Annotated in this window: 19 protein-coding genes; 14 read left to right on the top strand and 5 right to left on the bottom strand. The window is 55.3% G+C overall.

What is annotated here, in order from left to right:
• Nucleotides 1–34: 34 nt before the first annotated feature.
• Complete coding sequence (locus M655_RS23430; protein ID WP_005832143.1) at nucleotides 35–865, bottom strand: undecaprenyl-diphosphate phosphatase; 831 nt, start codon at nucleotides 863–865, stop codon at nucleotides 35–37.
• A 316-nt stretch (nucleotides 866–1181) separates the two neighbouring features.
• Between M655_RS23430 and M655_RS23425 the strand changes: the two genes are divergently transcribed.
• Together M655_RS23425 and M655_RS23420 are read left to right on the top strand one after the other, a co-directional pair.
• The gene (locus tag M655_RS23425) at nucleotides 1182–1508 is read left to right on the top strand and encodes a DUF1904 family protein (protein ID WP_005832141.1); all 327 of its coding nucleotides are present in this window, start codon (nucleotides 1182–1184) and stop codon (nucleotides 1506–1508) included.
• A gap of 268 nt (nucleotides 1509–1776) precedes the next feature.
• A complete protein-coding gene (locus M655_RS23420; RefSeq protein WP_286085901.1) occupies nucleotides 1777–2118 on the top strand; it encodes a DUF4367 domain-containing protein in 342 nt (113 codons plus the stop codon).
• 71 nt (nucleotides 2119–2189) lie between these two features.
• Here M655_RS23420 and M655_RS23415 read toward each other — a convergent pair whose 3' ends face one another.
• A complete protein-coding gene (locus M655_RS23415; protein WP_005832137.1) occupies nucleotides 2190–3119 on the bottom strand; it encodes a DMT family transporter in 930 nt (309 codons plus the stop codon).
• 111 nt (nucleotides 3120–3230) lie between these two features.
• Between M655_RS23415 and M655_RS23410 the strand changes: the two genes are divergently transcribed.
• Nucleotides 3231–4664, top strand: a complete 1434-nt coding sequence (locus M655_RS23410) for an aminotransferase-like domain-containing protein (RefSeq protein WP_005832136.1) — start codon at nucleotides 3231–3233, stop codon at nucleotides 4662–4664.
• 108 nt (nucleotides 4665–4772) lie between these two features.
• Here M655_RS23410 and rluF read toward each other — a convergent pair whose 3' ends face one another.
• Nucleotides 4773–5462 (bottom strand): 23S rRNA pseudouridine(2604) synthase RluF, encoded by a 690-nt coding sequence (rluF, locus tag M655_RS23405; RefSeq protein WP_005832134.1) that lies wholly within the window; start codon nucleotides 5460–5462, stop codon nucleotides 4773–4775.
• The gene (locus M655_RS23400; protein WP_007777044.1) at nucleotides 5452–6123 is read right to left on the bottom strand and encodes an MOSC domain-containing protein; all 672 of its coding nucleotides are present in this window, start codon (nucleotides 6121–6123) and stop codon (nucleotides 5452–5454) included. The genes rluF and M655_RS23400 overlap by 11 nt, the downstream gene beginning before the upstream one ends.
• Nucleotides 6124–6265: 142 nt before the next feature.
• Between M655_RS23400 and M655_RS23395 the strand changes: the two genes are divergently transcribed.
• From M655_RS23395 to M655_RS23345, 11 genes are all read left to right on the top strand, one after another.
• The gene (locus M655_RS23395) at nucleotides 6266–7714 is read left to right on the top strand and encodes a nicotinate phosphoribosyltransferase (RefSeq protein WP_025845547.1); all 1449 of its coding nucleotides are present in this window, start codon (nucleotides 6266–6268) and stop codon (nucleotides 7712–7714) included.
• Nucleotides 7715–7898: 184 nt separating this feature from the next.
• Nucleotides 7899–9158: a Glu/Leu/Phe/Val family dehydrogenase gene (locus tag M655_RS23390; RefSeq protein WP_005832128.1), complete on the top strand. Its 1260-nt coding sequence runs from the start codon at nucleotides 7899–7901 to the stop codon at nucleotides 9156–9158.
• Nucleotides 9159–9476: 318 nt separating this feature from the next.
• The gene (gene metA, locus M655_RS23385; protein WP_005832124.1) at nucleotides 9477–10391 is read left to right on the top strand and encodes a homoserine O-acetyltransferase MetA; all 915 of its coding nucleotides are present in this window, start codon (nucleotides 9477–9479) and stop codon (nucleotides 10389–10391) included.
• A 159-nt stretch (nucleotides 10392–10550) separates the two neighbouring features.
• The gene (locus M655_RS23380) at nucleotides 10551–11735 is read left to right on the top strand and encodes an ROK family transcriptional regulator (RefSeq protein ID WP_005832122.1); all 1185 of its coding nucleotides are present in this window, start codon (nucleotides 10551–10553) and stop codon (nucleotides 11733–11735) included.
• A 106-nt stretch (nucleotides 11736–11841) separates the two neighbouring features.
• Complete coding sequence (locus M655_RS23375) at nucleotides 11842–12978, top strand: Ig-like domain-containing protein (RefSeq protein WP_286085900.1); 1137 nt, start codon at nucleotides 11842–11844, stop codon at nucleotides 12976–12978.
• Between the two features lie 115 nt (nucleotides 12979–13093).
• A complete protein-coding gene (locus tag M655_RS23370) occupies nucleotides 13094–13978 on the top strand; it encodes a LysR family transcriptional regulator (RefSeq protein WP_005832119.1) in 885 nt (294 codons plus the stop codon).
• Between the two features lie 98 nt (nucleotides 13979–14076).
• Entirely contained in the window at nucleotides 14077–14466 is a 390-nt protein-coding gene (locus M655_RS23365) for a CidA/LrgA family protein (protein ID WP_005832117.1), read from the top strand.
• On the top strand, nucleotides 14444–15145 hold the full coding sequence (locus M655_RS23360) for an LrgB family protein (RefSeq protein ID WP_005832115.1): 702 nt from the start codon (nucleotides 14444–14446) through the stop codon (nucleotides 15143–15145). The genes M655_RS23365 and M655_RS23360 overlap by 23 nt, the downstream gene beginning before the upstream one ends.
• Before the next feature lie 98 nt (nucleotides 15146–15243).
• Nucleotides 15244–15684 (top strand): GNAT family acetyltransferase, encoded by a 441-nt coding sequence (locus tag M655_RS23355; protein ID WP_005832113.1) that lies wholly within the window; start codon nucleotides 15244–15246, stop codon nucleotides 15682–15684.
• A 58-nt stretch (nucleotides 15685–15742) separates the two neighbouring features.
• Nucleotides 15743–16654: a DMT family transporter gene (locus M655_RS23350; RefSeq protein ID WP_005832112.1), complete on the top strand. Its 912-nt coding sequence runs from the start codon at nucleotides 15743–15745 to the stop codon at nucleotides 16652–16654.
• Between the two features lie 184 nt (nucleotides 16655–16838).
• Entirely contained in the window at nucleotides 16839–17669 is an 831-nt protein-coding gene (locus M655_RS23345; protein WP_026558219.1) for a protein-glutamine gamma-glutamyltransferase, read from the top strand.
• 66 nt (nucleotides 17670–17735) lie between these two features.
• On the opposite strand, the gene solA is transcribed toward M655_RS23345, so the two are convergent.
• A complete protein-coding gene (gene solA / locus M655_RS23340) occupies nucleotides 17736–18869 on the bottom strand; it encodes an N-methyl-L-tryptophan oxidase (protein ID WP_025845617.1) in 1134 nt (377 codons plus the stop codon).
• Nucleotides 18870–18990 lie beyond the last annotated feature (121 nt).

The following is an 18990-nucleotide window of genomic DNA, read 5'->3' as shown; positions in this document are numbered from 1 at the left end:
TTTTGGTTAAGATCGTGCCTGTTGCAAGTCGCTGCTACAAAATGAAGAAGTAGATGACAGCAGCAAGCGCGATGCGGTACAGGGCAAACGGAACGAGTTTGATCCGGTTAATCAGCTTCAGGAAGAAGCGGATTGCCAGCAAGGCAAACAAAAAGGCGCTGATAAAGCCGACGATGAAAAACGGCAAGGAATCGGCGGTGATGTACTGCCAATGCTTCAACAGCGACAAAAAGCTGGCGCCCGCCATGACGGGAACCGCCATGATAAACGTAAAGTCCGATGCCGCTCGGTGGCTGAGTCCCAGCAGCACGCCGCCGGAAATCGTCGAACCGGAGCGGGAAAACCCAGGCCACAAGGCGATGCATTGAAACAGCCCGATCAAAAGTGCCTGCTTGTACGTCATCTGGTCAACGGTTGTGACCTTCGGGCGGCCCGGTCGGAACCAGTCGGCGGCGATCATCAGGAGCGCCCCGGCGACAAGCCCGATCAGCACCGTATGGATGGAGAACAGGTACTCGTCAATGTAGTCTTCAAAAATCAAGCCGAGCACAGCGGCAGGCAAAAGCCCGACGATCACTTGCGAGAGGCGCAGCTTGTGGCCGGGGCCGTTGCCGTCCGGCGACATTTTTTTCAAGCCCAGCAAACTCAAAAAACGGTCTTTGAACACGATCACGGCAGCGAGGATCGAGCCGAGCTGAATGACGACCTTGAACGTGTTGGCTACTTCAGAAGAAAACAGCTCTTTTGAATGCAGCAAAGTATCGTCGACGATAATCATGTGCCCGGTCGAAGAGACGGGCGCAAATTCAGTCAGACCTTCTACAAGACCGAGCACGAAGGCCACGAAAATGTTCCACAAATCCATATGTACTCACCTTTCCGATTGCGTGCTGTATGTTTTTATTTTGGTGCGTTGCGTAATTGCTCGAAAAGCCCGTGAGTCGATCGGAATCGTCCCCATGCGATCTTGGCATGCATTCACGGCAACAAGCGTTCTTCTATAAACGAACTATCCTTACTTTGCCAATAGTTTGCGAGCTATGTCAATAGCAATATTGTTTGCGGATTTCGTTTTCGCCAGGTTTGTTACCGCTTTGATACCAATCGGGACAGACTACTCTTTTCGCCTGCCGAGCGGTATGATAGAACAAACAGCTTTTTCACCAACAGGAGGTTCGAGCATGCCACATCTCATCGTTCGCGGCATACAGGCCGAGCAAATGGCAACCATCAGCGAGCCGCTGACAGAGGAGCTTGCCGCTTTGTGCCAGTGCGGGACAGACAATTTCACTATCGAATGCTTGCAGACGACAGGCGTTTTTGGCGGAAAGGTAGTAGAGTCGTTTCCGTTTATCGAGGTCGGCTGGTTTGAGCGAGGCCAGGAAACACGCGACCAGTTTGCCAAGATCGTGACCAAACACGTCCTCTCGCTCGGCATACCGGAAGTAGAGATGGCTTTTGTCGCCTATCAAAAAGAAAGCTATTATGCCAACGGCGAGCATTTCTAACAAAGAGACGACAACCGCTGTCGATTTCCCGGGAAAAGAAAAGACGATTCGACAGCATCAAGCTTCGCATCATGAAAAGGAATGCGCATAAAAAGGGTGTTCCATCCGCAGGCACGAGACGGATGGGGCCCTTTTTTTTGTACAGATAAAAATTTATAAGATTCTTCTCCAGTATAAGGGCAACTAAGGCTGAGCCAAAGGCTTGGCGCAGCCAAGTTTTCTCCTTACAGGGCGCTGGAAAATACATGTCACAAACACGAGTGGCCGATTGTTATTCATAGTGAAGGGAGGGCCGGAAGGTGGAAAAAGCGGAAATAGAATTGCTGCTTCAGGACATAAAGGAGCCGATCAAGGCAAAATCACGGTAGAAGTGGGGATGGCAGAAGTTGGCGTCAAGGTTGGGTCCAATGCGGACGGTGTGGAAAAAGTGCTGCTCGGCAGCAACGAAGCGGTGCTCATGACGTATAAAAAGGAAAACAAACCCGATTTTTACTGGATTGTCTGGGTGAAAAACGGAAGCGACCTGGAGTACAGCGTTCGCGCGCAGGGAGAGACTGTTTCCAAGCAAGAACTAATTAAGATCGCCAAACAATTGAACGAAGCGAAGTAACGAGCAGCACGCATTCACGCGGGATGCACAGTTTTAGGAGAATGGCAAAAAGCCCAACAAAGAGCGCAAGGCTACTTTGTCGGGCTTTCCGCATGTCTGATCGGAGCTTTTTTCGCGACCAACTGCTGCAATGTCTTCCAGTTAATCATGACGATTCCGGCGATAATCGCGATGCCGCCTGCGAGCGAAGACAGGTAGAGCGGCTCCTGGTACAAAGCGACCCCGAGCGCGAGCGCAATCAGCGGCGAAATATACAGCCATGTAGAAGGAAAGACGGGATTCGTTTTCGCCACCAGCCAGTAAAAGATGGTGTGCCCCATCATCGAGCCGACGAAAATCAAGTAAAGCAGCGAGAGGACGGCCTGGGGTGACAGCAGAAACTCCATGTGCACCTGCTCGGTAAAAGCGGAGGCGATGAGCAGCAGGATGCCGCCGTACATCATCTGCGCAGCGTTTAACGTGATCGGCGACACGTCCTTGAACTGTTGGGAAACGCGGCGGGAATAGACGGCGCCCGCGGAATAAAACACTTGGCCGAACAGGACCGCAATACAGCCAGCGACCCAGAGCATGCTGAACGAAAAGGTCAGCCCAGGCAAAAGCAGCAGAATGACCCCGCCAAATCCGATAAGGCAGCCTGCCCAGGAGCTTGCGGACAGCTTTTGCCGCGACAGCCCTGTTTGCAGCAGCATGACCATCAGCGGAGCGGTAGCCGACAGGACCGCCGCGATGCCCGAGCTTAGATGCTGCTCTGCCCAATACAAGGTGGCAAACACGCCAAACGTCAGGCATATGCCAGTGAAAACCATCTCTTTGCGGAGCAGGATGGAGAGGGGCGCTTGCTTTTTCCAGGCCATGACCGCAAACAAGATCAGGCCAGCAAGAAAAAAGCGAATCCCCGCCGAGAAAAAGGGCGGCGCTCCCGCGTCGATCCCGACTTTAATGGCTAAAAATGTCGTCCCGAAGATCAGGCACATCGCGATATAATTGGCAAATACCATGGTGATTCCTCCTTTTCCCCATCTTACAGGGAGAGGAACAGAACAGATGAACGCGAATAGAACAGATACAGAGGCTGTCAGCTACGATGGAAGAGGAAGGGGAGGGCCAGCATGAAAAGACAAGGGTTGTCCGGCGTTCATGCCGATAAGCTGTTTGAGCAGGTCTACGACTATTTGCTGGAAGGCATCAGGCGCGGGGACTGGAAAACGCATGACAAGCTCCCGTCCGTCCGGGCGCTGGCGCTGGAGCTGAATGTGCATCGCCTGACCGTGTTCAAGGCGTACCAACTGCTCAAGCAAAACGGATACGTGTACGTCAAGGATAAATCGGGCTATTTCGTTCAGCCGAGCGGGCTATTGCCGGAAAGCTCATGGAACGACCCGATTGTGTCTGCTTACGTGCAAAAAAGCCACCTGTCGGAAATTCACCAGGTGCAGGCGACCTACCAGTTTTCCAAGGCGCTGATCGACCCGAACCTGTTGCCGAATCTGTATTTTTCGGAATACGTGAAGAGAGTGTTTGACCTGTATCCGAAAGTGCTGGGCACGTACTCGACCACGCAGGGAGATCAGGAGCTGCGCGAGGCTTTGTGCCGCTACTATACGGAGCGGTTTCGCTTTTATTTGACCCCTGACGAGCTGATGGTCACGTCCGGCTCGCAGGAAGCGATCGACCTGGTTGCCCGCGTTCTCGTCAAGCCGCGAGACGTGGTCTTGCTGGAGCGGCCCACCTACAGCCCGGCTATTGATGTTTTTCTCAGACAAGGCGCGAAAATTGTCCCGGTCGAGATTCGGCAGCACGGCTATGATCTGGAGCAGGTGGAGCGGCTCATGCAGACGCACAAGCCGCGGCTGTTTTATCTCAACCCGACGTTTCACAATCCGACGGGCTTCACGGTTCCGCGCGAACAGCGCAAGCGGCTGGTGGAGCTGGCGGAAAAATACCAGTGCCTGCTGATTGAGGACGATCCGTGCCGCGATCTGTACTTTGCCCAAGAGCCGCCCTTGCCGATTTTTGCCTATGACACGTCCGGGTACGTCATCTACTTGCGCAGCTTCAGCAAATACGTGGCTCCCGGCCTCGGCATCGGAACCATCGCCTGCCGCCCTTCGCTCATGGCGTACCTGCTCAGCGCGAAGGCATTGTCCGACAGCGGAACGCCGTTATTGAACCAAAAAATCTTTTTGCACTATTTCTTTTCCGAACGGATGCAGCAGCATTTGCAAAAGCTGCGCACGGCGCTCGCCATTCGCCGGGACATCATGGAGGAGGAACTGGCTGCGACGGACTGGGAATGGAGCCGCCCGACTGGCGGATTCAACCTGTGGATCAATCTGCCCGACTCGACCCCGATGGAAAAGCTGCTGGGCACGTGCGTGGAGCAATCGATTACGTTTGTGCCCGGTACGATTTGCGATCCGCAACGAGAGTTTGCCACGTGGATTCGGCTCAGCTATTCGTATTTGAATGAGCAGCAGCTTCGGGAGGGGATCAGGAAGTTTGTGGGGCAGGTTCGGGTTTTGATGGGAGCCGCAGATGCATAGTACGTGCTCCGTTTGTGTCGCTGTGGGGCAGCTTTTGGCTATAAAAAAACAGGCTCCGCTCAAAGGGAGTCTGTTTTTCGTGTTTCGCGCCGCGATATCGCGCTGCGTCTAGGAAAGACTTCTATTCAATTCCCGCAACTCTTCGCTGGTCAAATTGCGCCATTGGCCCAGCTTCAAATTGCCCAGCCTGATGTTCATGATGCGCACGCGTTGAAGCTGGCGCACCTGGTAGCCGAACGCCTGGCACATCCGCCGGATTTGCCTGTTCAGCCCTTGCGTCAGGACGATGTTGAAGACGCGGTCGCTCACTTTGGTGACTTTGCAAGGCTTGGTCACGGTTCCGAGTATGCGCACGCCGTTTGCCATGCCGTGCAAAAAGTTGGCGGTCACGGGCTTGTCGACGGTGACGATGTACTCTTTTTCGTGATTGTTTTCCGCCCGCAAAATCTTGTTCACGATGTCGCCGTCGTTGGTCAGCAGGATGAGGCCCTGGGAGTCCTTGTCCAACCTGCCGATGGGGAAAATCCGCTCCGGGTGGTTGACGAAGTCGATGATGTTGCCTTTGACGTGCAACTCGGTAGTGCAAGTGATGCCGACAGGCTTGTTCAGGGCAATGTAGACGCTTTTTTTCTTCTCGCCGAGCGGCTTGCCGTCGATGCGCACGTCGTCGCCGGGCGCGACGGTGCTCCCCAGTGCGGCAGGTGCGCCGTTGATGGTCACGCGCTTGGCTTCGACCAGTTTGTCTGCTTCGCGGCGCGAGCAAATGCCCGTTTCGCTGATGAACTTGTTAATTCGCATGGGTGGTTCCTTTCGCTAGTTGCTGCTGTTTTTCCAAGAGCTTGTTTCTCCACGGCAAAGCCAGCTCCTCGACTTCCAGCATGTGCGCAATCGTCTCCTCCGTAAGAGACTGGTTGTGGAAGTACAGATGGTGGATGGAAGCGACCGTTACGCGCTTGGGATGAGGCTCAAGCAGCGTGACCGCAGAGTCTGGCCTGATCGTGCCTTCCTGCAGGACGCGGAAAAAGTAGCCGGTGTAGCCCATTTCCACGACAGCTTTGAGCAGGAGGTTGTTGTTGTTTCGCTTGTTGATCGTCGCACAGGGAAATCTGCCCTGGGACACTTGAAGAATCGTCTCCCCGATTTGGTACACATCTCCGACGCATACTTGCTCTTCCGTCATGCCCGAAAGCGTCAGATTCTCGCCAAAAGCGGATGGCGTCAAGGGCTGGCCAAATCGCTTTTCCCAATGGGTGTAATGCTCGGAAGGATACGCGCAGACGACGCGATCCGGTCCGCCGTGATAGGCGTGATTCGCTACGTCGTCATCGTCGATTTTGGCGGAGCGGACGACAAGCTCGTCAGCCTCTTCCTTCCAAATGCCGGAGAGGAAGTCTTTGCCGTTGTAACTGATGTTTTTGGGCAATCCTTTACATAAAGAAACGATTTTTGGGTCGGACATGTTTTCTTCCACTCCTGGGCGCGCGTTTGGTTTTTTATATTCCATACTATCACATATTTCTTCCCAAGCTCCACCGCAGATGGGCACGGGCGACAGCTTCTGGTATGATGTTGGAAAGGAATCCACAGGAGGCTTATGCGATATGCAATCATTTGGTGTGGCATTGCACACAGATAAATATCAGATCAACATGATGTACGCGCATTGGGTAAACGGGACGCACAACCAGCGAGTAGTGTTCGAAGCGTATTTCCGCAAGCTGCCTTTTGGCAACGGCTACGCTGTTTCTGCCGGGTTGGAGCGAATTGTTCATTATATTAAAAATTTGCGTTTTGAAGAAAGCGACCTGCAATATTTGCGGGAGCAGGAGGAGAATTACGATCCGGGCTTTTTGGAGGAGCTGCGCAACCTGCGCTTCCAAGGCTCGCTCTACTCCGTCAAGGAAGGCACGATGGTGTTCCCGAACGAGCCGCTGATCCGCGTGGAAGGCCGCGTCATGGAGGCGCAGCTCGTGGAAACCGCCCTGTTGAACTACATGAACTACCAGACGTTGATTGCGACCAAAGCTTCCCGGATCAAAAACGTGGCTGGCGACGACGTCCTGATGGAGTTCGGCACGAGACGGGCGCAGGAAGCAGACGCAGCCTTGTGGGGAACGAGAGCGGCGTATTTGGCCGGCTTTGACGCCACATCCAACATGCTCGCGGGAAAAATGTTCGGCATCCCGACAAAAGGAACGCACGCGCACTCGTGGGTGCAGAGCTTCGAGGACGAGGAAGAAGCATTCCAGCGCTTTGCTGATGCCTTGCCAAACCAGGTGACCCTGCTCGTGGACACGTACGACACGCTGAAAAGCGGTGTCCCCCATGCGATCTCCGTAGGGAAAAAGCTGGAGCAGGAAGGCAAAAAGCTGACTGCTGTGCGGCTCGACAGCGGCGACCTCGCCTATTTGTCGACGAAGACGCGCGAGATGCTGGACAAAGCGGGGCTTACCGACGTGAAAATCGTCGCCTCCAACGACCTCGATGAGCACACGATTATGAACCTGAAAGTCCAGGGCGCGAAGGTCGATAGCTGGGGAGTGGGGACACAGCTCATTACGGCTGCGGATCAGCCGACGCTCGGCGGCGTGTACAAACTCGTAGCGCGCCAGGACGCGAACGGGGTGTACCAGCCGACGATCAAGATTTCGTCCAATCCGGAAAAAGTGACGACTCCCGGCATCAAGGACATGTACCGACTGATCGATCCCGATACGGGCAAAGCGATTGCCGACTACTTGTGCTTCCCGGAGGAAACGACCATTGCCGAAGGCGCTCCGGTCAACCTGTTCAACCCGATCCACCCGTATTTGAACAAGCAGGTGACCCGCTACAAGGCAGAAGCGTTGCTGATCCCGGTGTTTGTCGACGGCGAGCTGGTGTATCAGTTGCCGAAGCTGGAGGAGATTCGCAGCTACCACCGCGAGCAGCTCAAGCAGTTCTGGCCGGAGTATTTGCGGATGCTCAACCCCGAGCACTATCGCCTGCATGTGAGCGAGGAAATATGGGAGACCAAAACCAAGCTGATGCAGGCTTATATGAAAAAATAAAGCGGGAACGCCTGCTGTGTCGCGAAGATGCAGCAGGCGTTTTTTCATACAAACGCACAAATGACACAATAATGTGAAAAAATCAAAAATAAATTGTCTGAATTTATCTGTTTCATATATAATAACTCCATTCATCCTTTAGCTCTGCGCCAGGGTGATGCAAGATAGGTGGGGAGGATCAAGCATGCAAAAGACAGTAGAAAAAGAAAACCTGAATCCTTACGAGATTGTGCAAAAGCAGATTGACACGGCAGCAGCGTTGCTTCGTCTGCCAAGCCACGCCGTCGAAATCTTGAAAAGGCCGAAGCGCGTGCTCGCAGTCAGCTTTCCGGTCAAAATGGACGATGGCAGCGTTCGCGTATTCGAAGGGTTCCGCTCGCAGCACAACGATGCGGTGGGACCGACCAAAGGCGGCATTCGCTTCCATCCCGACGTCACGATGGATGAGGTCAAAGCGCTCTCGATGTGGATGTCGTTCAAATGCGGTGTCGTCGGCCTGCCGTATGGAGGCGGAAAAGGCGGCGTTATTTGCGATCCGCACGAGCTGAGCGCGGGCGAGCTGGAGCGCGTGAGCCGCGGCTTTATGGAAGCGATTGCGGACATCGTCGGCCCTGACACCGACATTCCCGCGCCGGACGTCTACACGACGCCGCAGATCATGGGCTGGATGATGGATACATACAGCCGATTAAAAGGCGCGTATTCGCCAGGCGTCATCACAGGCAAGCCGCTTGCGGTCGGCGGCTCCAAAGGGAGAAATGAAGCGACGGCCCGCGGATGTGTCTTCACGATTTTGGAGGCGCTCAAAGATTCGGGACGCAAGCCAGCGGAGACGACAGTAGCGATCCAAGGGTACGGCAACGCAGGCCGAATCGCAGCCAGACTGTTGACCGAGCTTGGCTTTCGCATCGTCGCCGTCAGCGATTCGCGCGGCGGCATTTACCACGGTGCAGGCTTGAATATCCCGAAGGTCGGGCAGTTGAAGGACACGTCCACGATCCTGGACTATCCGGGGGCAACCGCGATCTCCAATGAACAGTTGCTGGAGCTGGAAGTCGACATTTTGATTCCGGCCGCACTGGAAAATGTGATTACAGCCGCGAATGCCGATCGCGTCCGGGCCAAGTGGATTGCAGAAGCAGCCAACGGTCCGACGACTCCGGATGCCGACGCGATTTTGCGCGAAAAAGGAGTCGTGGTCATTCCGGACATTCTCGCCAACGCGGGCGGAGTGACCGTGTCGTACTTCGAATGGGTGCAAAACCTGATGCACTACTACTGGTCCGAGCAGGAAGTGAACGAAAAGCTGCAAACCGCGATGGTCAACGCTTACCGGTCGGTGGCGGAGCTTGCGGAAAAATACAAGGTCGACCTGCGCACAGGCGCGTACATGATCTCGCTCTTGCGCATCAAGGAAGCCATGGAAGCGCGTGGCTGGATCTGACGAACGGGCGAATCTACGAGCCTCTCGCAAGTTGTTTGCGAGAGGCTTTTCGCTCATGCCGCTGTCGCAATTAAGCGCAAAAGGTCCTCTCGCCATTCCAGAAAAAGTTCTGCTATTTTTCCAGAAAGAAAGGTATAATGATTTGACGAAAAATTTGCAGAATATATAAACATATATACATTCGATACATGCTTGTTTTAGCAGGCTTCCATTTTTCGCGATACTTCCCGGTGGAAGCAGGAACCCAAGTATTTTTGTCGAATTTGTCGGATTAATGTTTTTCTACCTGCTTTGCAAAGAGTGGAAAGGGGGATCTTTATGCCAATCAAACTGCCTGACGAGTTGCCTGCGGTGGAAGTGCTGGCCCGTGAAAATATTTTTGTCATGAAAGAAAGCCGTGCCTTTACGCAAGACATCCGGCCGCTGCGAATCGTCATCCTGAACCTGATGCCGGTGAAGGAAACAACGGAAACACAGTTGCTTCGCCTCCTGGGGAATACGCCCCTGCAGGTGGAAATCGTCTTGCTGCACATGTCCAGCCATACCTCCAAAAACACATCGGAAGAGCATTTGTCGATGTTTTATAAAACGTTTGAGGAAATCAAGGACCAACGCTTCGATGGCATGGTGATTACCGGGGCGCCTGTCGAGCAACTCGAATTTACCGAAGTTACTTATTGGGAAGAGCTGAAGCAAATTCTCGACTGGAAGCTGGCGAACGTGACCTCGACCTTGCATATTTGCTGGGGGGCGCAGGCCGGGCTGTACCACCACTTCGGAGTGCCCAAGCATCCGCTGCCGGAAAAGATGTTCGGGATTTTCCCGCATACGTTGAACAAGCAAAATGTGAAGCTGTTCCGCGGATATGACAACTACTTTTACGTCCCGCATTCCCGCCATACGGAAAATCGCCGGGAGGACATCGAGAAGGTGCCGGAACTGGAAATTTTGTCCGAGTCCAAGGAAGCGGGCGTGTACATCGTCGCGACGAAGGACGGCAGACAAATTTTCGTGACCGGCCATTCCGAGTACGATCCGACCACCTTGCAGGACGAGTACAAGCGGGACGTGAACAAGGGACTGGACATCGCCGTGCCGCGCAACTATTATCCCGACGATGATCCGAGCCGCGAGCCGATCGTCACCTGGCGCGCGCACGCCAATCTGCTTTTCTCCAACTGGCTCAACTATTACGTGTACCAGGAGACACCGTACGATCTGAACAACAGATAGCAGCCGGAAAACCATCCGAGAAATCGGGTGGTTTTTTGCATAGACAAGATGTAGCGGCGGTTTTGCTTTTGCAGTTGACGTACCAGACCCCGACAGGTAGTGTGAGGATAACTATGTAAAAGCAAGCGGCATCTCATTAGCAAGGTGGGAGTTTTGGTGATGAAAAAAATCGTGAAGCAGGATCAGGACGTTATCAAGCAACACAACAAGCTGATGATTCTCGATATTATCAAAAACAAGCGGCCGATTTCCCGGGCTGAGATCACGAAAATTACGCGGATGAGCGCGACCTCGATCGGCCGGTTTGTCAGCGAGCTGTGCGAGGAAGGCGTCATTCGGGAGACGGAGCTGACTTCCTCTGGCGTCGGCAGGAAGGCGATCATGCTCGACATCGAGCCGGGCGCACTCTACACGATCGGCGTCGACATTGAGAAAAAGCGGATCAGCTTCGGCATCATGGACTTCAGCGAGACGATCGTCGCGCACCATCGCGTGGAGCACAAGGCGCTGGCGGGCACGCCAGCCGAGACGGCAGCGCTGATTTGCCAGGAAATTCGCGGCATGATCGCGAGGCAGGGCATTCCGTTTGAAAAAGTCATCGGCATAGGTATCGGCGTGCCGGGCGTCATCAACTACGAGCGGGGAGTCGTCCAGTTGTCCTCGACGCTTGGGTGGAAGGACGTAGCTTTTGCCGAGCTGATCGAAAAAGAGCTGGGCATCAAGACTGTGATCGACAACGACTTGAAGGTCAAAATCCTCTCGGAATACTTGTACGGCTCTGCCAAAGGCTCGAACAAAACCGCCCTGATCGGGATTGGGACAGGCATCGGGTCCGCGCTCATCATCAACGGCGAAGTGTTTCGCGGCGGCTCGAACAGCGCGGGCGAGCTGGGGCACACGACGCTGGACCCGAACGGCAATCTGTGCGAGTGCGGAAAGCGCGGCTGCCTGCAGACGTATATTGATGAAAACGCGCTGATTTTGGAGGCGCGCAGGGTAAAAGAAGTCACCGATGTGCGCGAGGTGTTTGCCGCGGCGCGAAACGGGGAGCGCTGGGCGAAGGAAATCGTCTCCCGCACCGCCCTCTACATCGGAATCACGATCAACAACATCGTCTGCATGTACAATCCCGACACCGTCATTTTGTCAGGAGACCTGGTGGAAAATTACCGCGAGATTGTCGAGCTGGTCGAGGAGCATAGCGACCAGGTGATTTGGGAGCCGTTCAAAGGGAAGTTCCGGGTGATCCCGTCCGAACTGCGCGGAGAGGCGATTGTCATGGGCGCAGGGGCCTTGGCGATGCAGCACTTTGCCCCACTGTCCGGGTCGTGGAGCGGAGAGTAGGACGACTTCGCACCAAAAATACCATTTATTGAAATCTCTGCCCGTGCCGATATAGAAAATAGTGGAAAACGCATTCGCGGGAAAAGCGGCAAAAGGGGAGAGCACGGTGTCGAAGAAAAGCACATACTTGCGCAGGTGGCAAAAAGCCTTGCTGACCGTCGTCCTGACAGTCGGAACGATTCTGTCCGGCGTCGGGCCAGCGGCAGAACTGGCGAAAGCAGAAACGGCAGCAAGCCAGAGCAAAAAGCTGTCGAGGCTGACGGTCAAAGAGAAGACGATCAGACTGAAAAAAGACGGGACACAGCAACTGACGGTACTCGCGCAATATGCGGATAAAACGACCGAAGATGTGACGCAAAAGGCGGAGTGGTCCACGTCCGACAGCGGAATCGTCACGGTAGAGGCCGGGCTGCTCAGGGCGACAGGCAGCGGCAAGGCAGATGTAAAGGCCCGCTTTGGCGGCAAGTTCATCACCATTTCCACAGAAGTGGATGTCGTCGCCAAGCTTGTCGTTGACCAGAAAAAGCTCGTGCTGAACGCAGGGGCTGCCAAGCAGATCGTGGCAACCGCTTCGTTTACAGACAAGTCTACAGCAGCCGTCACGGCAAATGCCGAGTGGACGAGCGCCGATCCCGAGATCGCGACGGTGGCAAACGGACTCGTCACCGCAGTAGGCTCGGGCAAAACGAAAATCAAAGTAGTGTACGGCGGCAAAAGCGTGACCATCCCGGTAGAGGTGGATGTCGTTTCCAAGCTGGAGAGTGACCAGAAGAAGCTGTACGCGCGCCCTGGCTCGTTGCAAGCAGTCAAGCTCACGGCCGTGGTGAACGGCAAGGAAAAAGCCGACGTCACCGCCAAGGCGAAGTGGATCTCCGACAACGGGCAAGTGGCAACGGTAGAAAGCGGCGTGGTGACGGTCATCGGGCCGGGCAAAGCGAAAATTACCGCATCCTACGGCGGGAAAACGATTACGATTCCGGTAGAGGCAGCGGTCGTATCCCGGCTGGAGCTGAGTGCGACAAGAATCCAGCTCACAGCCAACGAGTCGCAACAATTGCAGGTGTTCGCCATTTATTCCGACAAGACGAAAGCTGACGTGACAGCAGAGGCCGAATGGACGAGCACAGACAAAAATGTAGCGAGCGTGGCGCAAGGCAAAGTCGCAGCCGGGACAGCAGGACGTGCGACCATTACCGCTTCCTACGGCGGCAAGCGGGTGATGATCCAGGCCGCCGTCAAATAAAAGCAGGTCACAAGCCAGGGCGGCAGATGCGTCCTGGCTTTTTCATCGGCGTAAAGGCTGTGGTAAGCTTGGGAAAGACAAGAATCAAAGCGAACGGATCGGGTGGAGGCGGCAAATGGATATTCGACAACTGCAATACTTTGTGGAAGTAGCCAAACAAAAAAATTTTACAAAAGCGGCCAACACGCTTCATGTCTCCCAGCCGTCCATCAGCAAGATGATGAAAGCGCTGGAGGAGGAACTGGGCGTCGTGCTGCTGGATCGCTCGGAGCGGAAAATGGAGCTGACCGAAGCGGGCGAGCTGGTGTACGGGTACGCGACAAAAGTGCTGCAGTTGATGGAAGGGATGACGTCATCCATCGCGCAAATCCGCAACATCGAGCGCGGACGGGTGAAAATGGGCATGATGCCGACAGTCGGCTCTTTTTTGCTGCCGAATGTAATTGCCATGTTCAAAAAGCAATATCCCGGCATTGAGATCGAAATGAAGGAGTACAGCGCCAAGCTGCTGGAAATTCAGGTGGAGCAGGGGAGCGTCGACCTCGGCCTGACGGTTTTGCCGACGGATGCGGAAAAGTTTTCCGCGGTTCCCCTGGTGGCGGAAGACCTCGTCGCCATCGTGCATCAGCAGCATTGGCTGGCGGGGGCGGACGAAGTGAACCTGGCGGAGTTGCGGGACGAGGACTTTATCCTGTTCACAGAGGAGTACGCGATTCACGACGTCGTGCGCCAGGCGTGCCGAATGAGCGGCTTTGAGCCAAAAGTGGCCTACATGAGCTCGCTGTGGGATTTTGTCGGGGAAATGGTGGCGACTGAGCTAGGCATCTCGCTGCTTCCGCGCTCGATTGTGAGACGCCTGCACAACGACCAACTGCATACGGTAAACATCTCGTCTCCCGTGATTGACTGGCAGTACGCCCTGATTTACCGCAAGGACGGCTACCTGTCGCACGCGACCCGCGCCTTCATCGAGTTTGTGCGGCAGCATTTGTCGCCATAACCAAATGGCATAGAAATCATGATATTTATGTATTGTACGAATGGAATCGGGACGCTTTAGAATGAAGGTACCAACATGAAGGAACCGGAGTGGTCTCGATGAAAAAATGGTTCTTGCTCCTCGGGCAAGTTTTGCTCTTGTATGGATTCACCTGGCTGGGCAAAGGAATCGCTTCGTTTTTGCCTGTCCCTGTCCCCGGCAGCCTGATCGGGCTGTTGCTTTTGTTCATTTGTCTGCACAACGGCTGGGTTCGCCTGCAGTGGGTAGAGGCGGGAGCCGCCCTTTTGTTTTCGCAAATGATTTTGTTTTTCGTGCCGTCTCTGGTCGGCATGATGCAGTATCCGTGGCTGCTCGGAGGAAAAGGACTGCTCGTTTTGCTGGTAGTCACTAGCGGTTGCGCGCTCGTGATGATTTCGACAGGCGTCGTTGCTGAGCGACTGTTCAAACGCGGTGAGGTGAAGCAGCTTGATCCTGTGGAAAACGTGTAGCGTAGTCCTGACGATTTTGTTTTTTTACATGGCGAAGCGGATCAACAAAAAGCGGCCGAGCCTCTTGTTTTCCCCCGCCGTGCTTGCGCCAGCCGCGATGATTGTCTTTCTTTTGCTCGCGGGCATCCCGTATGCTGCCTACAGCGAAGCGACGTCGTGGATCAGCGAGCTGATGGGGGTAGTGACGGTGGCGTTTGCCGTGCCGCTGTACCGCAACTGGTCGATTTTGATGGCGCACAAGCGGATGATTTTGCAAAGCCTCGCCGCAGGCTCCCTGATTGCGATTATCGCGGGCGTGTCGACAGCTATGCTGGTCGGCTTGGGCAAGGCGGCCGCCATCAGCGTCATCCCTCGCTCGATTACGTTGCCGATTGCCCTTAGCGTCTCGGACGCGATTGGCGGCATGCCGGCGATGACAGCGGTTTTCGGGATGCTGACCAGCTTTGCAGGCGTTTTTCTGGCGCCGTGGATTATCAAAAAAATGAAGCTGCGCCATCCCGTCTCGATCGGGCTGATGTACGGCATGGGGGCGCACATGCTCGGGATGGTCAAGGCGTTCGAGCGCGGCGACACGGAAGGGAGCAGCGCGACGCTGGCCGTCATTGCCGGGGCGATGATTACGGTCGTATGGGCGTTCACTCTGTTGCCTCTGATCTTGTCGTGGCTGGCCGTTTCATAGCGATAGCGGGGAGCTTCTTGGCAAGCTCCCTTTTTTCTCGGTATAATTGTATAAATATTAATTTTGTTTTATAAAAATACAAACAGGAGTGTCATACCTTGCAATTACAGTCGTTTGCATGGGAGCAGTATGAGGCAGTCGTCGAGCTTTGGCAGCGGGCAGGGCTTGTGCTTTCCCGCTCCGATACGCGGGAAGGATTGCGCCGCAAGCTGGAGCGCGACCCGGAGCTGTTTTTGGTGGCAACAAACGATGACGGGCAGGTCGTGGGGGCTGTCATGGGCAGCTATGACGGACGGCGCGGCTGGGTCAATCATCTGGCGGTCGATCCCGCCTGCCAGGGCCAAGCGCTGGGAAGCCGGCTCATGCAGGAGCTGGAGCGGCGGCTTATGAATGTGGGTTGCGAGAAAATCAACCTGCTGATCGAGCCGGAAAACAGCGGCGTGCAATCGTTTTACAGGCAGTTGGGCTTCGCCGCTTGCGAGCTGATTTTCATGGAAAAATGGATTGCGCCGCCCCAAGACGCGAAGAAAGGTGTATGATAGAGGACGGATTTAGCTAGACGATCATTCAACAGCTTGGCAGGAGGCAGCATGAACTATGAAACCCCTATATGTCGGACTCTTACTCTGTACCAGCTTCCTCTGGGGAGGAAACTTCGTCGTCGGTAAATTTTTGGTCGGACACGCGTCGTCGTTGACGTTGACCAATTTGCGCTGGCTGATTGCAGTCGCCTGTTTGCTGCCTGTCGTCTGGGTGCGCGAAAAGCGGATCTTGCCCACGCGACAGGCGCTCGTTCCGTTGATCGTGATGGGCGTGACAGGCGTGGCGCTGTTCAATCTGTTTATGTTCTGGGCGCTGGAGCGGACAGACGCTACCAATGTCGGGCTTTTGTCGACGCTCAACCCGGTTTCGATCGCGATTTTCTCGTTTTTGCTGATCGGGGAAAAAATTCGGCCGCTGCAAATCGTCGCCATGCTCATTTCTTTTGCAGGCGTGCTGGTCGTGCTTTGCAAAGGCGACTTTACCCATTTGGAGCAACTGCATTTCAATACAGGCGACCTGTGGATGCTGGCGGCTGTGGCGATGTGGGGAATTTACTCCGTCTGTGGACGCTGGGCGATGAAAACCGTGTCGCCGATGATGTCCACCCTGTACTCGGGACTTTTCGGCGTAGCGCTGATGCTGCCGTTTAATCTGACGACGTTTACCGTCGAGAATACGACCTGGTCATTTTGGCTGTCGCTGTTTTACGTCGGCGTAATGGCGACTGTGGTCAGCATGGTCTTGTGGAATGTCGGGGTGCAAAAGGTCGGGGCGACCTCTGCTGGCATGTTCCTCAACTTCAACCCGGTGTTTACCGCGATTCTCGCCTTTTTGCTGCTGGGCGAGACGATGAGCGTGCTCCAGCTTCTGGGCAGCGTCATCGTCATCGTCGGCTGCTACTTGTTTGCCAAGCTCAAGCACGTTCCGGCCAAGACGCCTGCGGCGCTGGAGCAGGCAAGAGGCTGAGGCTGGCTTGTTTTCCGTCTGCGTACAGCGCAGGCGGAATTTTTTTGGCAACGAACGGGCGTGCCTTTTTGCCAGACCGGGCAGCAATTTCCCGCGAATGCCGCGCGACCGTTTTTTTTCGCACACATGGACATGGGCGGACGCATACACATACCAAGGACGGTGTGTGCAGAGGAGGTTGTCTATGTTAATCATCAGTGGCAGACGGGCCGATCCGGACGCTTTGGCAATGGAGTGGGGATTGAACGAGGTCCAGCGAGAAGTGGTGGAGCGGATGGCGGAGAGCCGGGAGGAGTTCTCCTACCCGCAGCCTGAATTGCTGCAGTTCGAACTGAAGATGAGGGACCATCTGGTGCGCTCGGCACGGGCGCTGTACGCCAGCGGGATCGCCTTTTCCACCTATGAAAGATCGCGCGCCAACCCGGCGTACTGGGACCGCACCGAGCTGGGCGGCTTTCGGCTGAGACAGGGGATTTTGCCCTCGCAAGGAATCATCAACATTTTTCAGGAAGGCAGAAAATACGCGACCGAGTGTGCGACAGCGATGGTCATTATTTTGTACCACGCCGTTCTCCAGTCGATCCGCCGGGAAGACTTCGAGCGGCTGTTCGCGGATATTTTGCTCTACGACTGGCGCTACGATCAGGATCTCGATTTGCGGACGATCCCGACGACGACGTTTTTGCCGGGCGATATTTTGTATTTTGCCAACCCGGATCACAACCCCGACAAGCCGCAATGGCAGGGGGAAAATGCGGTCGATCTGGGCAGAGGGCTGTACTACGGGCACGGAGCGGGCATTCGTGACGCCGAGTCGATGATCGAGTTTTTGAACGAACAGCGCAGGGTAGGGGCAACCAGGTCTGCGTACCTTGTTCCCCAGGCGACACGCCCCGGCTTCGCCTATTTGTTTCCGTACGACACCCGGCGTCCGCAGGTGCGCTTCGAGCAGCGGGCCGCAGACATGGGCAGTCGGATTACGGCGCAGATCGGTTCGCTTTTTTGGGAATGGTGAAGACGAAAAAAGCCTCGAGCCGAAGTTATGGCGAGAGGCTTTTTGCTGATGGCGGACTGACAGTGGTTACGAAAAACGGCTGAGCGAAAACATCGACAAATCGAGCTTGGATTCCCCGTCGATGAGCAGTTGGCTGGCAGCTTCTCCTACTGCGCTCGCGAACTTGAAGCCGTGGCCGGAAAAGCCTGCGGCAAAGACGATGTGCGGGTTGTCCGGATGGCGGTCGATGACAAAATGTTCGTCAGGCGTCATCGTGTAGATGCAGACTCTGCCCTGGCGCAAGGCCCCCGCCGCTTGCGGCATGTACGTCTCAAGGAACGCGCGGACATCGCCTTCATCCGATAAATAGCAGCCAAAGGTCCGCTCCAGCGTGTCGGGATCAATGGCTTGTCCCCCGTCATGGCGGCCGATTTTGACACCTGCTCCATCGATGCTCGGAAAGCCGTAAAACATGGAGTCACCCAGGTGGAAGACGAAGGCCGGGAACCGATCCGCGCTGTACAAGCTTTCGTCTGCGCCGAACCAGGCGACGGTTTTGCGCGTGGGGACTAGCGGAACGGACAAGCCGAGCTCCTGCAGCAGCGGCGCGTTCCAGGCCCCGGCGGAGACGAGCAGCTTTTTGCCGCGATAGCTCCCGGAGTCTGTATGCACAATCACGTCTGCCCCGTCTGTTTGCAGGCTGGTCACTTTCGTGTTGGTCAGCAGGCTTGCGCCAGAAGCTGTGGCCAACTCGCGGTAAGCGCGAATGGCATGTTCCGAGTAGAGAACGCCGGAAGCAGGCTCCAGACAAGCGTAAAAATGATCGGGCAGCTCGATTCCCTGCCAGCGCTCGCGCACCTCCTGGGCGGTCAGCACTTCGAGCGGAAGCGAGTAGCGCTCGGCGCTCTCCCGCACCTCCTGCAAAAAGGCGCAATCGTGCGCGCCTGCGCTCAACACCCCGGTTTGGCTGAACAGCTTCACATTCGCGGCCTGTTCCAGCTCGGCCCACAGCTCTTGCGCCCGCAAGGCAAACGGCACGTACTGCTTGCCTTCTCCGTAAGCGTGGCGAATGATCCGGGTGTCTCCGTGGTGGCTGCCCATCGTGTGCGGAGGGTCAAAAGCGTCAATCAGCAGCGCGCTTGCGCCTCTTTTGGCCAAATAGTAACCGGCGGCCATGCCCATCGAGCCTGCGCCGACGATGATTACTTCGTATGTTTGCATAAAGGATTCCCCCTAAGTTGGTCGTGCTGCTGTTTCTGATGCCAAAGCCGCATCTATCTCTTCTTCCCCATTATAGAACTTACGTTTTTCTCGTAGCAATCAATCTGAGAAAAATTCTGAA

Origin of the sequence: Brevibacillus sp. NSP2.1 (assembly GCF_000470975.2) — a bacterium.
Taxonomy (GTDB): Bacteria; Bacillota; Bacilli; order Brevibacillales; family Brevibacillaceae; genus Brevibacillus; species Brevibacillus agri.
The sequence above is the reverse complement of the archived record's forward strand: the minus strand, read 5'-3'. Positions and strand labels throughout refer to the sequence as shown.

Bases quoted from the DNA above. Each gene is read 5' to 3' on its own strand.
- M655_RS23365 (WP_005832117.1), top strand. From the start codon at position 14,077: ATGAAAAAATGGTTCTTGCTCCTCGGGCAAGTTTTGCTCTTGTATGGA.
- M655_RS23430 (WP_005832143.1), bottom strand. From the start codon at position 865: ATGGATTTGTGGAACATTTTCGTGGCCTTCGTGCTCGGTCTTGTAGAA.
- M655_RS23425 (WP_005832141.1), top strand. From the start codon at position 1,182: ATGCCACATCTCATCGTTCGCGGCATACAGGCCGAGCAAATGGCAACC.
- rluF (WP_005832134.1), bottom strand. From the start codon at position 5,462: ATGCGAATTAACAAGTTCATCAGCGAAACGGGCATTTGCTCGCGCCGC.
- metA (WP_005832124.1), top strand. From the start codon at position 9,477: ATGCCAATCAAACTGCCTGACGAGTTGCCTGCGGTGGAAGTGCTGGCC.
- M655_RS23380 (WP_005832122.1), top strand. From the start codon at position 10,551: ATGAAAAAAATCGTGAAGCAGGATCAGGACGTTATCAAGCAACACAAC.
- M655_RS23370 (WP_005832119.1), top strand. From the start codon at position 13,094: ATGGATATTCGACAACTGCAATACTTTGTGGAAGTAGCCAAACAAAAA.
- M655_RS23415 (WP_005832137.1), bottom strand. From the start codon at position 3,119: ATGGTATTTGCCAATTATATCGCGATGTGCCTGATCTTCGGGACGACA.
- M655_RS23345 (WP_026558219.1), top strand. From the start codon at position 16,839: ATGTTAATCATCAGTGGCAGACGGGCCGATCCGGACGCTTTGGCAATG.
- M655_RS23395 (WP_025845547.1), top strand. From the start codon at position 6,266: ATGCAATCATTTGGTGTGGCATTGCACACAGATAAATATCAGATCAAC.
- M655_RS23390 (WP_005832128.1), top strand. From the start codon at position 7,899: ATGCAAAAGACAGTAGAAAAAGAAAACCTGAATCCTTACGAGATTGTG.
- solA (WP_025845617.1), bottom strand. From the start codon at position 18,869: ATGCAAACATACGAAGTAATCATCGTCGGCGCAGGCTCGATGGGCATG.
- M655_RS23400 (WP_007777044.1), bottom strand. From the start codon at position 6,123: ATGTCCGACCCAAAAATCGTTTCTTTATGTAAAGGATTGCCCAAAAAC.
- M655_RS23350 (WP_005832112.1), top strand. From the start codon at position 15,743: ATGAAACCCCTATATGTCGGACTCTTACTCTGTACCAGCTTCCTCTGG.
- M655_RS23410 (WP_005832136.1), top strand. From the start codon at position 3,231: ATGAAAAGACAAGGGTTGTCCGGCGTTCATGCCGATAAGCTGTTTGAG.